This window comes from Streptosporangium sp. G11 (assembly GCF_051192615.1).
GTDB lineage: Bacteria > Actinomycetota > Actinomycetes > Streptosporangiales > Streptosporangiaceae > Streptosporangium.
In genome coordinates, this window is the sequence record NZ_JBPJUQ010000006.1 from 1 (window position 1) to 13,484 (window position 13,484).

Annotated in this window: 12 protein-coding genes and 1 pseudogene; 4 read left to right on the top strand and 9 right to left on the bottom strand. The window is 69.7% G+C overall.

Annotation, left to right across the window (positions count from 1 at the left end; translation table 11 throughout):
- The first annotated feature begins 220 nt into the window (after positions 1–220).
- From ACSDR0_RS08205 to ACSDR0_RS08215, 3 genes and pseudogenes are all read left to right on the top strand, one after another.
- Positions 221–619: a leucine-rich repeat domain-containing protein gene (locus ACSDR0_RS08205; protein ID WP_435288143.1), complete on the top strand. Its 399-nt coding sequence runs from the start codon at positions 221–223 to the stop codon at positions 617–619.
- A 100-nt stretch (positions 620–719) separates the two neighbouring features.
- Positions 720–2,828 carry a WD40 repeat domain-containing protein gene (locus ACSDR0_RS08210; protein ID WP_435288144.1) on the top strand — a complete coding sequence of 703 codons (2,109 nt, stop codon included), beginning with the start codon at positions 720–722 and terminating at the stop codon, positions 2,826–2,828.
- Positions 2,829–2,920: 92 nt separating this feature from the next.
- Positions 2,921–3,250 (top strand): annotated as a pseudogene (locus tag ACSDR0_RS08215) (transposase); the annotation flags it as partial.
- Positions 3,251–3,282: 32 nt separating this feature from the next.
- Here ACSDR0_RS08215 and ACSDR0_RS08220 read toward each other — a convergent pair.
- A complete protein-coding gene (locus ACSDR0_RS08220) occupies positions 3,283–4,263 on the bottom strand; it encodes a helix-turn-helix transcriptional regulator (protein WP_435288145.1) in 981 nt (326 codons plus the stop codon).
- Positions 4,264–4,324: 61 nt separating this feature from the next.
- Between ACSDR0_RS08220 and ACSDR0_RS08225 the strand changes: the two genes are divergently transcribed.
- Positions 4,325–5,515 (top strand): epoxide hydrolase family protein, encoded by a 1,191-nt coding sequence (locus ACSDR0_RS08225; protein WP_435288146.1) that lies wholly within the window; start codon positions 4,325–4,327, stop codon positions 5,513–5,515.
- A 359-nt stretch (positions 5,516–5,874) separates the two neighbouring features.
- Here the strand turns inward: ACSDR0_RS08225 and ACSDR0_RS08230 are convergent, their stop codons facing one another.
- From ACSDR0_RS08230 to ACSDR0_RS08265, 8 genes are all read right to left on the bottom strand, one after another.
- Entirely contained in the window at positions 5,875–6,423 is a 549-nt protein-coding gene (locus ACSDR0_RS08230; protein WP_435288147.1) for a hypothetical protein, read from the bottom strand.
- A complete protein-coding gene (locus ACSDR0_RS08235) occupies positions 6,420–6,887 on the bottom strand; it encodes a hypothetical protein (protein ID WP_435288148.1) in 468 nt (155 codons plus the stop codon). The genes ACSDR0_RS08230 and ACSDR0_RS08235 overlap by 4 nt, the downstream gene beginning before the upstream one ends.
- Positions 6,888–6,921: 34 nt before the next feature.
- Positions 6,922–7,704: a hypothetical protein gene (locus tag ACSDR0_RS08240; RefSeq protein WP_435288149.1), complete on the bottom strand. Its 783-nt coding sequence runs from the start codon at positions 7,702–7,704 to the stop codon at positions 6,922–6,924.
- Between the two features lie 25 nt (positions 7,705–7,729).
- Positions 7,730–8,230, bottom strand: a complete 501-nt coding sequence (locus ACSDR0_RS08245) for a hypothetical protein (protein WP_435288150.1) — start codon at positions 8,228–8,230, stop codon at positions 7,730–7,732.
- A gap of 48 nt (positions 8,231–8,278) precedes the next feature.
- A complete protein-coding gene (locus ACSDR0_RS08250; protein WP_435288151.1) occupies positions 8,279–9,820 on the bottom strand; it encodes a hypothetical protein in 1,542 nt (513 codons plus the stop codon).
- Complete coding sequence (locus ACSDR0_RS08255) at positions 9,817–11,391, bottom strand: pyridoxal phosphate-dependent decarboxylase family protein (RefSeq protein WP_435288152.1); 1,575 nt, start codon at positions 11,389–11,391, stop codon at positions 9,817–9,819. The genes ACSDR0_RS08250 and ACSDR0_RS08255 overlap by 4 nt, the downstream gene beginning before the upstream one ends.
- A gap of 799 nt (positions 11,392–12,190) precedes the next feature.
- Positions 12,191–12,907 (bottom strand): MgtC/SapB family protein, encoded by a 717-nt coding sequence (locus ACSDR0_RS08260; protein ID WP_435288153.1) that lies wholly within the window; start codon positions 12,905–12,907, stop codon positions 12,191–12,193.
- Positions 12,908–12,976: 69 nt separating this feature from the next.
- On the bottom strand, positions 12,977–13,249 hold the full coding sequence (locus tag ACSDR0_RS08265) for a hypothetical protein (RefSeq protein ID WP_435288154.1): 273 nt from the start codon (positions 13,247–13,249) through the stop codon (positions 12,977–12,979).
- Positions 13,250–13,484 lie beyond the last annotated feature (235 nt).

Sequence of the window (13,484 nt, forward strand, 5' to 3'; positions counted from 1 at the left end):
GGGGGTCCAGCACGATGCGAAGGAGGAAGGCGCCGCTGGCCCGCGGCCCCTCAAGCAACCCTGCGAGTGCGTCCACCCGCCCAAGAGCAGACGCGGATATGCAGTCCCAGTGATCTCCAACCCCGTCTCCAGTGCCGGTCCCTAGCCTCGTTCTTGGTCCCGGTGCCCGATACGACGGAGGTAAGGGGCACATATACGAGCGGCGACGAGGAGCGAGATTTTGACGGCGTCCAAAAACGGTCAGGCGATCGCCGAGGCGCGGATCGACGAGTGCCTGCGCGACACGTCGGGCACGATCAACCTGGTTGGGCTCGACCTGAACGGACTCGACCTGAAGACGGTGCCCGAGTCGCTGAACAACCTCACCAGCTTGACCAGGCTCTACCTGAGCCGCAACCGGCTGACCGCCCTGCCAGAGTGGTTGAGCGACCTTACCCGCCTGACCAGGCTCTACCTGGACGACAACCGATTGACCGCTGTGCCGGAGTCCTTGGGCAACCTCCCCGCCCTCGCCGAGCTCGGCCTGTACGGCAACCAACTGACCGCTGTGCCCGAGTCGCTGAAACACCTCGATATGGACGGTATGCAAAAACAGGTTGGGCGATCTTCTGAGTCCTGAGCGGCCGCGAGCCCTGGCGTGTCCACCGAACCGGGGCACTCCACATCACCGATCCGGCCGCGTCCCTCCGCCCGAGAACGACGACCCGATCAGGAGACCCATGTCCGAGATCCACTCCTGCGCCGCCGGCCGCCGCCTCGGCGTCTCCTCCCCGGACGGCCTGGCACCCCCTCCCGGTCAGATCACGGTGGAGAACCCACCCAGCCGGGACGTCGCCCCCTGGGATCCGGAGACCCTGCTTGGCGCGGACCCATGGTCCCTGCTCGCCCGGCTGGACCTGACGGACCCGTCCGAGGCCGGGCCGCAGGCCAGGCTGGCGATGGCGGTATACCGCACCTCCTTCGATGCCCACGCCGCCCGTCCGCAGGAGCGTCGCTGGCTGCTCAGCCTGGACGCCGCCCGCTGGGGCGCGACGGACCTCCTCGGCGCCCTGGCGGATGTCCCGGCGGAGGAGTGTCCGGCGTGGCGTCCGCTCTGGGCGACCGGGGCCCAGACCGACGAGCGGCTGCGGCTTCCATGGCGGGAGGCCACCTTTAGAGGTGTGAACGTTCACGGAGTGATTCAGGTCGACGGCAGGCCAACCGCCGTGTTCACCAGCGAGAGCTGGGGAGGACTGCGCGACCTGGAGACCGGCGAGCAGACCAGCTCGCTGCTCATGCCGCGGGAGTCTTCGGTGCTGCTGAACTCGGCGGCGATCGCGGAGGTCGACGGCCGCCCGATGGTCGTCGCCGACGGCTACGACCCCGCCGGGAAGCTGCCCACGGTGGAGGTGTGGGACGCCATCACAGGAGAGCATCTCGGGACGATCCCAACAGGCCACGTCGGCATGGTGAAGGTGCTGGCCACCGCCGTCGTGAACGGGCGGGCGACGGTCGTCAGCGCCAACTGGGACGGCGACCTGGAGGTCCGCGACCTGCTCACCGGCGACGAGGTGTGCCCGCCGCTGCCCGGCGCGGACGTGAGGCTCCTCGAGACGGCCGTGCTCGACGGTCCTTCGGCCGTCTTCGATGAAATGATGGTCCCCACCGGTGATCGCCCCCTCGCGGGCGGAGAGGGGGCGACCACCGGTGGGGACGGCTTCGTCGTCGTCACCACCGGCAGGACCAAGACCCCCCGGCTCTGGCGGCTACGCGCGGGGCACCCGCCACAGCCCACGGACGGGCCACCCGTGACCGCCTGGACACGGGTGGCCGAGGAGACCCGGGAACATCTGGTGCGGCTGCGTGACCTGCGTACCGGCGCACCCGTCGGGCCGCCCCTGCCGTTCATCGGTGCGGGCTGGGGGCTGGTCGCCACCGTCCTGCGCGGCCGCACAGTGGCCGTATCCGGCGCCTACGACGGGCGGATCCGGGTGTGGGACCTTCAGACGTCCGGCGACTCCGAGCCGCTGGGACGGCCGCTGCCCGGCCACACAGCCAAGGTCTACGAGCTCACGATCGTGCCGGACGGCGACCGCACAACGGTGGTGAGCCGGGACGAGGACGGTGGGACCCTGGCCAGGAACACGTCGACGGGGCAGCCGGTCGGGCCGGTGGGTCCGGACGCACGGAACCGGGCCGTCCGGGTCGAAAAGGTCGAAAACGGCTGGTTCAGCCTGCACGACCCCCGCACCGGTCAGGCGCTCGGGCCGCCCCTCGGCCCTTTCGTCGGGACTCCCGCCGCGGCGGTCACCGAGTTGGACGGCGTGCCTGTCGTGTTCACCGGTGACTGGGCCGGATCGGTGGACCTGTGGGCGGTGCGCACCGGTGAGCGGCTGCCACGGATGAATAAGCCGACCAGTACGGTCAACGTGGTCGTCACCTGGCAGCTCGACGGGCGGCCCATCGCCGTGACCGGCAGTGAGGGCGGTCCCTGCCGCATGTGGGACCTGCGTGAGAGCCGTCGGCTGGACCCGCCCCTGGAAGCCCGCGACGTGGGAGCCCTGGCCGTGACCGAACTGGACGGCCGGACCCTGCTCGCCACCGGCAGCTACACGCCGTATGGCATGGTGCGCCTCTTCGACCTGCGCACCGGCGAACCCGTCGGCCTTCCGGCGCGTTTCCCGGAGCCCGTCCATGCCCTCGCCTGGACCCCGGAGGGTCTCCTCATGGTCGCCTTCGGCCCCGAGGTGGCGGCCATCCGCCCTCCTCCCGCGGGAACCGGCCCGCGAACCGGCCGGCGAACGCCGCGAGCCCCGCCGACCATTCAGCCGCCACCTCCGCCAGCATGACCAGATCGTCTACCACACGACCTCAGATCACAACCTGTCGTTGTCGCAGTAAGCCGGAAAGCCATCCCAGGAGTTTTGGTGTCAAGCAGCAGAGCCTGCTTGACGAGCTCACCGCCGCCTGCCCCGAGATGATCGACTTGGCCGGGCTCGTCCGCGTCTTCGCCGACCTGCTCCGGCCGCGCGAGGGCAACGCCGACCGTCTCGACACGTGGATCACCACCGCCCGCGCCGCCGACCTACCTCATCTGCACGCCTTCACCCGCGGCCTTGACCAGGACCGCGATGCCGTCCGCGCGGCCGTCACCTCGCCCCACCACAACGGCGGCACCGAAGGCGTGAACACCAAGACCAAGCGCGTCATGCGCCAGATGCACGGCCGCGCCGGCTTCACACTGCTCCGTCACCGAATCCTCCTGGGCTGACGTTCCGTAACCACCGAAAGAGAGACAGCGCCTTAACTGGACACACCCTCGGGACGAAGGGCCGGAACCGCCCGCCGGTAGCGGTCGGCCAGCGCGCGGATCTCCGCGACGAGTTCGGGCGGCTCGGTGACCTGGAAGTCGGCATCGAGCATGCCGAGGTATCCGGCCAGCATCTGCGGCGTGTCCGAGCCGACCTCGGCCACGCAGGCGTTGTCGCCCAGAGGTTCCACCGGAATGCCGGGCGGCAGCCGGTTGCGCACGTGCTCGGCCGGTGCGCGCACCGTCACCCGCGCCCGGCACTGCCAGGTCGCGGTGGCCAGGCCGGCGGCGACGTGGCCGACGAGGTCACCGCCGGGATCCTCGCGCGGGGTGAACCGCGGGCCGTTCGGTGTCCGCAACCGCATCCGGTCCACCCGGAACGTGCGCCAGTCGGACCTCGCGACGTCCCACCCGACCAGGTACCAGCGGCCCCGGCCGTGCGCGAGCCGGTGCGGCTCGACCTCGCGGCGGCCGGCCGACCCGTCGTGGCCGGTGTAGTCGAACCTGAGCCGCTCGTGGTCGCGGGAGGCCGCCGCGATCGCGGTGAGCGTGGCGGCGTCCACGCTGGGGCCGGCGTGCGGAAGCGGGACGAGGTACGCGCGCAAGCCGTTGACACGACGGCGAAGCCGCGACGGCAGCACCTGTTCGAGCTTGGTCAGGGCGCGCAGCGCCGCCTCCTCGATGCCGGTGACCGCGCCCTGTGTGGCGCCCACTCGCAGCCCGACAGCGACGGCGACCGCTTCGTCGTCGTCGAGCAGCAGCGGCGGCAACTTCGCGCCGGCCCCGAGCCGGTAGCCGCCGGTGACGCCCCTGATCCCGTGCACCGGATAGCCGAGGTCGCGCAGGCGCTCCACGTCGTTGCGCACGGTGCGTGTGGTGACGTCGAGGCGCTCGGCCAGCTCCGGCCCGGTCCAGTCGCGCGGCGCCTGCAACAAGGAGAGCAGCCGCAGTAGTCGTTGTGCCGTGTCCAACATGTTTCAAGTCTGCCCTGATACAGGAACGGAACTTTCCTGTATCGCTCCTACATTTCTCGCCATGGACAACAACACCGACATCCGCCCGTTCCGCGTCGACATCCCGCAGGCCGAGCTGGACGATCTGCGCGATCGCCTCACCCGCGCCCGCTGGCCCCGTCAGATCTCCGGAACCGGTTGGGAGCGCGGCATTCCTGTCGGCTACCTCAAGGAATTGACCGACTACTGGACGAACGGCTTCGACTGGCGCGCGCAGGAGAAGACGCTGAACGAGCACCCGCAGTTCGTGACGACGATCGACGGCCAGGACATCCACTTCCTGCATGTCCGCTCACCCGAGCCGGACGCGCTACCGCTGATCCTGTGCCACGGCTGGCCGGGCTCGTTCGTGGACTTCCTGGACGTGATCGGACCGCTGACCGATCCCCGCGCGCACGGCGGTGACCCGGCGGACGCCTTCCACGTCGTGATCCCGTCGCTGCCCGGCTTCGGGTTCTCCAACCCGGTGCGGGAACCGGGCTGGGGCAACCTGTTCCGGGTGGCCGCCGCGTTCGGGGAACTGATGAGCCGGCTCGGCTACCAGCGGTTCGCCGCGCAGGGCGGGGACGTCGGCGGCGGCGTGACCATGTTGCTGCCCATGGCCGCCCCCGGCCGCGTGGTCGCCACCCACCTCAACGGTCCCTCGCCGTACCCGTTCGGCCCGCCCATCGAGCTGGACGGCCTGTCCGACGCGGACAGAGCGCGCGCCGAGCGATTCAACGCCGCCCGCCAGGATGGCCTTGGCTATCTGCACCTGCAGTCCACCCGGCCGCAGACCCTCGCCTACTCGCTGACCGACTCGCCGATCGGACAGTTGGCATGGATCGCGGAGAAGTTCAAGGAGTGGACCGATCCTGCCGCCGAACTGCCCGAGCACGCGGTGGACCGCGACCAGCTGCTCACCAACGTGAGCCTGTACTGGTTCACCGGCTCCGGCGCGTCCTCGGCCAACATCGTCTACGAAGGTATGCTCGCCTACCGCGAGATCGCCGCCGGGCAGTCCGGCGACGATCAGGCCGGGTGGCCGTCCGCGCCGGCGCCACCGCAGGGGATCGCGGTGTTCGCGGCGGATATGACGATCCGCGCACTCGCCGACCCGGCGAACACCGTCGACCACTGGTCGGAGTTCGACCGAGGTGGCCACTTCCCGGCGATGGAGACACCCGACCTGCTCGTCGGCGACCTGCGCGAGTTCTTCCGCGTCGCGCGGTGATCCTGGCGGCGGCCGGCCGGAAACGGTCACGGGTTGGGCGGTCAGGCCGCGGCTGAAAGAGGCCTGCCGCCCCAGCGGACTCCGTTTTCACTGTGGACGCGGACGCGTTCGCGGCGTCGGGCGGCCAAGAGGCCGGGGTGACGGGCGCCTGCGTCGCGCCCCGGCGATCCTCGGCGGTCCTCGGCGGAGAACCGCTGTGCCAGCCAGCGGTTCCTCGGCGCAGAACCGCTGCGCCGGCGGTTCCTCGGCGGCGGAACCGGCCCCCGCGCTCCGGTGAGAACCCGGCCGGTCATGGTCGCCGCCCGGCGGCGACCATGACCTCGACCTTCACCACACCGCGTTCGCGGCCCCGTGGACCGTCAGACGGGCAGTACCCGCAGAGCGGGATAGCGGACCGAGTTCAGGTACAGCTTGTCGGTGCCGTGTTCCTTCTCCAGCTCCAGGACCAACCGGTAGCGGTAGAGCCCCGGCCGGGCCTCGCTCATCACTGCCCCGGCCCAGTAGTAGTAGACGGCGGTGTACTGGTCGCGCATCCGGTCGGGAGCGCCGTAGACCTTGAGCTCGGTCATGATCCGGCGTTCGGCGACGTCGTCCTCGTCGCCCTTCTCGATGTCGAGGAAGACGATGTTGTTGATCTTCGGCATCGGGGGCCAGGTGCCGTCCGCGCCGCGGTGCATGTCGATCGGGCGGATGATCCAGTTGACCACCTGCCCCTGCTTGCAGATGGTCTCCAGATGGTCGCTGCCCTGCCCGACCCCGCCGACGCTGTTGTCCATCATGTAGAGGCAGCCTTCGAGGGACTTCGTCGCGGCGGCCCTCTCCATGTCGACGAGGGTCACCACGTTCAGCTGGACGGAGTTGAGCTGGCCGCGATCGGTGAAGTCCGTGGCCGCGTACGCCTGGGTCATCGGCCTTCCTTTCCCTCGTTGGCGGGACCGGCCAGGACCGGCCGGGCGGTGGGGGTGAACGGCGTGGTGACGGTGCCGAGCAGGAACGAGAGCCGGTACGGGACCGGTTCGGTGAGGTCCTGCTTGATTTCGGCGGTCCAGAACACGATGTCGGTGCCGGGATACACCTTCTGCGTGGGCTCGGCGATCCGCGGGTCGATCTCGATGTCGCTGAGGGACACGTAGGTCTCGCACTCCAGCGGGATCACGTTCCACAGCAGGGTGTCGCCCTTGCGCACCCGGCTGTGCAGCGCGGGGGTACCGAAACCGGTGGACCCCGCGGCCTTGTTGGTGTCGTAGAAATAGAGGTTGTCGTCCAGGTTCTCCGACGCCAGCGCGGCCACGGGGTCGACCACCGCGGTGATCGTCACGGGCCGGGTGGGCTGGGCGGGCTGGCGTTCTGGCTGCTTGTTCCTGGGGGGCATGCGGCTCCTCCGCTCGAAAATGCTCCGGATCGGTTCAGCGGGCGGCCGGGACGGCCGGGAGGGGGAGCACGCCCACTCCGGCACCGGTGAACCCGTTTCGCTTCGGGTCGTTGATGATCTTGAGACTGGACTTGCAGGTCATCTCCACGGACTCCCAGAACATCTCGTCGTTCCGCTCGACCAGCTCGTGCAGCTGGACGTGCACCGTGTACGAATAGACGCCGGGCCGGCTCGTGTCCACGGTCGCGGCCCAGTACCAGCCGTCGTAGATCATGTCGGGTGACCCGTACTGGGCCGGGTACATGATCTTCTCGGTGACGGCCTCGCCGGTGATGTCGGTGATCACCGGGGCCGGGTAGTTGTACGCGCCGGGGCCGCTCGTGGTCTTGCCGGTGACGTCCAGCAGCTTGGCCGCGGTGAGGCCGCGCCCGCCGCTCGGCTTACTGGCGCGCTTGCCGACCCGCCGCTGCAGCCGCTTGAGATCGGCGCCGCTCACGCCGTCCTCGGCGCTGAGCGAGGCCAGCTCGTTCAGCGTGCGCCGGTCGTCGGCGCGCTCCTGCTCGGCCAGGTAGTTACGCGGCACCGTCGGGGGGATCGACCCCAGCGCCGCGGGCAGCCAGTTCAGGACCTGCTCGGTCGCCTGCGACCCGTCGAGGAAGTGGGTGCCGGGCACGATCGTCACCAGCTGCTCGGTGCCCACCCCGGCCGAGCCGAACAACTTCATGTTGTCGAACCAGTACGCGTTGCCGTCGAGCGATCGCGTCCGGAGCGCGTTCTCGACGTCGAAGAGCACGATGATCCCGTGTTGCTGGGCCATGAAACCGCCTTTCGCAGAACGTGTCTCACACGCGCAGCAGCGCGGGCGAGTCGATGTGCAGCACGCTGTTGGGTCCTTCGTGGAGCCTGAGGGAGAGCCGGTACCGGTACGGGACACCGGGCGTCATGTCGTAGGGCACGATGCCCTCCCACACCAGCAGGTCGTAGTTCTCGAAACCGTTGGAACCCGTGGCGTCGACCCGCGCCCCGGGCACGACACCGGGGGCCGGGGCGGCGGGGGACTCCGCCGGGTGCGGAGACCCGGCCTGGCCGGCCGGGGACGAGACGGCCGCACCGGACAGGAACTCGATGGCCTGGATCTCGACCGGGGTCTGCACGTCCACGTGGATGGGCGTCCACTGGACGACCTGTCCCGGGAACACCGCCGTGACGAGGTCGGGGGTCCCCTGGTGCCTGCTCCCCGCCGAGCTGTCGTCGACCAGCGAGAGATTGCCGTTGTGCAGCGTCCGGTCGGACAACGCCCCCACGGCGTCGACCATCACGACGATGCTGATCCTCTGTTTCATCGATCCTCCCTTGTCGGATGTCATTCGGGCGTACGGGCCACCGCGTGCTCAGCCCCGGTCCCTGACCAGCGGCGTCTTCCCGACGGTGGTCCGCTCGATCTGCGGCGAGGATCGCGGCACGAACAGCAGCCGGAAGGTGTAGCCGGTCTGCTCGATGGCCGCCGCGTTGGCCTCCCGGTCGTTGAAGAGCGACAGGGAGCTCGGCAGCGCCTGGGTGAACAGCTGCCGCGTCCCGCTCGGGCCGAGGGCGTGCTCGACGACCGCGGCCGTGCCCTCGGCGTCGTCCACCTCCGCCAGCAGGGTGAGGGTCCTGTCCTCACGGTGGTTGTGGAACTGGACCTCGTGCGCGACCAGATCCAGGTCGACGCCGGTCGTCGAGCGCAGCCGCCCGCGCAGGGCCGCGTAGGCCATCGTCGCCGAGTACTGGCTGTCGTTGAGGTGCAGCACGTCGGCGGTGCGCCCGGCGAACTCGAACCGCTCGGTGCGCAGGCCGGGCCCGTTCAGGGCGGGGCGGCGGATCATCCGATCGCCGAGCTTGAGCCGGAGCAACGGCGTCTCGTCGGCGTGCAGCCGGGTGACGACCAGCTCGCCCTCCTCGCCTTCGGCGACGGCACGACCGTGCTCGTCCACGATCTCCACCAGGTGCAGCCCCGGCACGGCGGAGAGCGCCGGTGAGGTGTGGTCGAGCTGGAGCCCGACGCACTCGGCCTGGGTCGCGGCGAAGTAGCTGAGGATCGACACGTTGGGGAAGAACGCCTGCAGCTCGTCGCGTTTGCGCTGCGGCAGGGAGCCGCTGCCGTACATGGCGATCCGGAAGCTCGCCCTGGCCTGCGGGGACAGGCCCGCGCCCAGCTCGGGCAGGAGCGCGATGCCGGCGGTGATGCCCATCAGCGCCTTGTGGCCCGGGTAGGAGAACATGTGCTCCAGCACCGGCGCGCTCACCGGCCCCGCGCCGATGTAGTTGACCCCCGGGACGTGGGACAGGACGCCGCCGACCATGGTCCCGCTGCTCCACATCTGGTAGTCGGCCAGGGTGGTGAACAGCCAGCGCGGCGCGGGGCCGCGCAGGTAGCGGCCGAGCTGGTAGGCGCCCATGAACGCCCCGGCGACGCGGTAGGTGTCGCGCAGCTCCCGCAGGGAGTACACGATCTCCAGGGGCATGCCGTCACCGGTACCGCCGCTGGCCACCACCTCGAACCCGCCGCGGTCGAGCGGCACGACCATCCCGGCCCGCGCGCCCATGAACATGTCCCGCTGCACGGTCTTGTCCGAGAGGGGGATCCGCTCCCACTCGGACATGTCGGCGGGGGCGTCGCGGATCCCGAAGTAGTGCAGCCGCTCGCGCCACAGCGGGTTGAGCAGGGCGATGCCGACGAGCTGCTGAAGCCGGCGGAACACCAGCCCGTCCTGATGGTCGAGCGGGGACTCGCAGTACGGGACCCCGGTGAGCCGCCCGTACTCCTCCAGCTTCCCCGCGAACGACGGCAACCGGGCGACGTCGTCCACCGAGCGGGGCCGCAGCTCCTCCTCGGGGATCAGCCGTGCCGCCAGCTCCGCCGAGGTGGCGATGTCCAAATCCGTCATGGTCATGAATGACTCCCATTCCGCTGGTCGTGCCGGGCCGTGGCGCTCGCGCGCAGTACCCGTTGCCCGATGTCCCTGATCTCGGCGATGAGCATGGCCAGGTGGTCGGCGTCGATCAGGTGGTTCATCACCACCACGCGCAGCGCCGCCACCCCGTCGATGTCGACCTTGGAGACGAAGAAGCGCCCGCCGCCCCGGATCCGGTTGCGGATCTCCAGCTGCAGCCGGTGCACGATCGCCGGTTCCAGGCCGTCCGGCCGGTACCGGAAGCACAGGATGTTGGACTCCGGCTCGTGCGCCACGGCGAAGTCCGGCTCGGCGGCGAGCATCCGGTACGCCTGCCGGGTCGTCGCGCACAGCCGGTCGACCTTCTGTGCGAACAGCGCCGGGCCGTAGACCGACCAGACCGTCCAGAGCGGCATGATCATCGGGCGTTTCGTGCACTCGAGGTTCTTGTCCGCGCTGTCGTAGGCGCTGTAGACGTCCGGTTCCTCGTCGAAGACGTAGCTGGCGCGCTGCCGGAACGCGCCGCGCGCCGCCGTGCCGTCTCGGTAGAAGAGCAGCGTGCACGGCGCCGGCATGAACAGCATCTTGTGGGCGTCCCAGGTCAGCGAGTCGGCCTGCTCGATGCCGCGCAGCCTGTCTCGGTGCCGCTCCGACAGCAGCAGGCTCGCCCCGTGCGCCCCGTCCACGTGGAGCCAGAGCCCATGGCGGCGCGCCACGGCGGCGAGCTCCTCCAGCGGGTCGAAGGCGCCCATCGACGTGGTCCCGGCCGAGGCCACCAGGCAGAACGGCCGCAGGCCGCGCCGGCGCGCCTCGTCCAGCGCCGGGCCGGCCAGGTCGGGGCGGATCCGCCCGGCCCGGTCGACCGGGAGCCGGATGAGCTGCCGTTCTCCGATGCCGAGCACCCCGGCCGCCCGGGTCACGCTGTAGTGGGCCTCCTCGCTGACCGCGATGGCCGGGGGACCCGACATGCCGCCGGCGCCGCGTGTCCAGATCTGCGGGAAGGCGCGGTTGCGGGCGGCCAGCAGCGCGGTCAGGTTGGCCAGGGAGCCCCCCGAGGTCGTCACCATGGCGAACCGGTCGCGGTCCCAGCCGATGAACCGGTTGAGCTCCTCGGCCATGAGCCGCTCGGCGACGTTGGGGAGCTGCCCGGCCTCGTAGAAGGAGGAGGGCTGGTTGACCACCGAGCCGACCAGGTCGATAAGGCTGGCCAGCGGCACCACGCCGGAGAACTGCCGTCCCATGTAGCCGGGCGAGTAGACCGGGATGCCGGTCCCGGTGTAGAGGTCGACGATCTGGTTCACCCGGTCGGCGTCGAAGTCGGCGACGCGCTGTCGTTCCGGGGTCATCAGCCCCCGCGCGGCCTTCAGCAGCACCGCCGGATCGAGAAGGTCGAGCCCCCGGACCGACCGGTCTCCCAGATACGTCGTCAGGCGGCCGACGATGTCCACGGCGCCGTCGCGGAAACGTTCGGGGTCGAAGGCCGCGGTGAGGCCCGGCGTGGGTGACCGGGAGCCCTCGCCGGTCGTCGGCTCTGGAAAGGAACTCTGGACATCGGAAAGCGAACTCGTCACGGGGGGACTCCAAATGATCCGGCGTCGAGAACGCCCCTACCGGTCGCGCCTGGATGAGAATTCGAACCTGGTGAATTGAACTCTCGGGCGATCACATAAGGGTTCTCGCGAACAAATGCGTGGTCTGCGGTGATGCGTCAAGCGAGAAAGAGGCCCCCGATATCCGGGGACACGAGGCGGCATTCGTGCCGCCACTGGGCCGCCCTGGCGGGTTGGAACGGTCCAACATCGGAAGGGAATGTCGATCGGTGATGGTGGGAGGTGGCACGAGATGGCCTCGCCGCCTCTACTTACACCCTGTTCAAACAGCTCGAATCAGCCCGGCGACGATGTCGCCGACGATCGGGATCTGGAGGAGAAGCGTCGTGGACGAATCGCGGTCGATTCGACCTGAATTTCACCCGCCGTGTACGTTGGCACGCCCGTCATGTAAGCGACCTAATCATTGATTACAGGAGGGGCGCAAGACCTCGGATGCAGGTGGAGTGGCAGATTCCGGCCACAGTTACTTACGCGCGGTGATTGAGGCCGAGGGATGTTCGGCGGCTCTCAGTTGTTTTGGATCTTATGATTTTTTATCACGAACCTGGATTAAGATCGGCATTCTAGGCCGCCACCTCGGCGGGCGACCCTATTAAAGGACATTGTTATTTCATGTGGCGTACTCGACGAAATATGACAGAAGACTAGATGGGACGATATTTCCCGGCACATCACCACTAAAGCCTGGACACCAAAGGGAGACATCCCTAACGTTTTCCGGCGACGCCCCGTGATCACCGAGAGCGCGGCCTCGCTTTCAGTGCACCGCCGTGTTGGCGTCCCGGCTCACCACGGCGAGCACCCCGTCGATCTCGGAGAGCGCCGCGGCCAGCTCCGATATCGAGCCAGCGCCGTGCACGGTGAACCAGAGCGAGACCGTCTCCGAGGTCTGCCCCTCGGGGCGCTGGTCGACGGACAGCTCGTCCACCCCGAATCCCCGGCGCGTGCATTCGGCCAGCGCCGACCGCAGCACGCCCCGGCCGTCGAGGTAGGACAGATGGAGCCGCGAGGGGGCGTATTTGGATCGGGGGAGCCGGTCGACCAGCGGGGTGAGGACGAAAACCGTTACGAAGTACCCCACGGTCACGATGATCGCCAGCAGCCACAGCCCGGCCCCCGCCGCCATGCCCACCCCGGCGGTGAGCCAGACCGCCGCGGCGGTGGTGAGGCCGCGGACCGCGTCACCACGGACGAATATCAGGCCCGCGCCGATGAAGCCGATGCCGGACACGATCTGGGCGGCCACCCGGGACGGATCGAGCGTGACGTTCTCCCCCAGGACATCGGCGAAGCCGTGTTTCGACACCAGCATGATCAGGGCGGCGGCGAAGCCGACCAGGGTATGGGTGCGCAGGCCCGCGCTCTTCTGGCGGACCTCCCGCTCAAGGCCGATCACGGCCGAGAGCACGAAGGCCAGGGACAGTGCCCCCACCTGTGCCCAGCCCTGTCCGGCCAACTCACCGAGAGGTGCCATCACATCACCCCCGGTCCCGGTCTTTCATCCCGGTGAAGAACGTCCCGGTGAAGGCGTGCCCGGTCCCGGCTACGCCGCCTCGGCGGCCAGCCCGGCCTGCCGCAGGGCGGGGAACCGCCGCTGTTCCGACAGGTAGTGGCCCAATCCGACGACGAGCGCGACGGGCCATTCGATGACTCCCAGCGCTCCCAGCGCGCCCAGCACCCCGTAGAAGACCAGCCGATCCGGCGGCGGCAGGGTCAACGTGCCGATCACCGGCACGGTGATGTGCGGCGGCGGCCGTTCCCCGTTCGCCTGGTCACGCGTCCTGCCATTCGAAGCGGTGGTGGTTGTCCTGGCCATGGCAGCCTCCGTGAATCACGACACATCCCGCCAATCCCCGGCCTCACACGACCCGTAACGTCGTTTGACCAGGACTTTGCCCGTCCGTCCGGCCCTCGGACCGCGGCCCCCGGTGGCCCCCGGTGGCCCCCGGTGGCCCGCGGACTACCGGGCCGGCGGAGGCCGCGGTGGTCCGCGGACCCACCGGGAGACGAGCACGGCCCGTCCCGCGGGGAAGGCGGGACGGGCCGTCGGG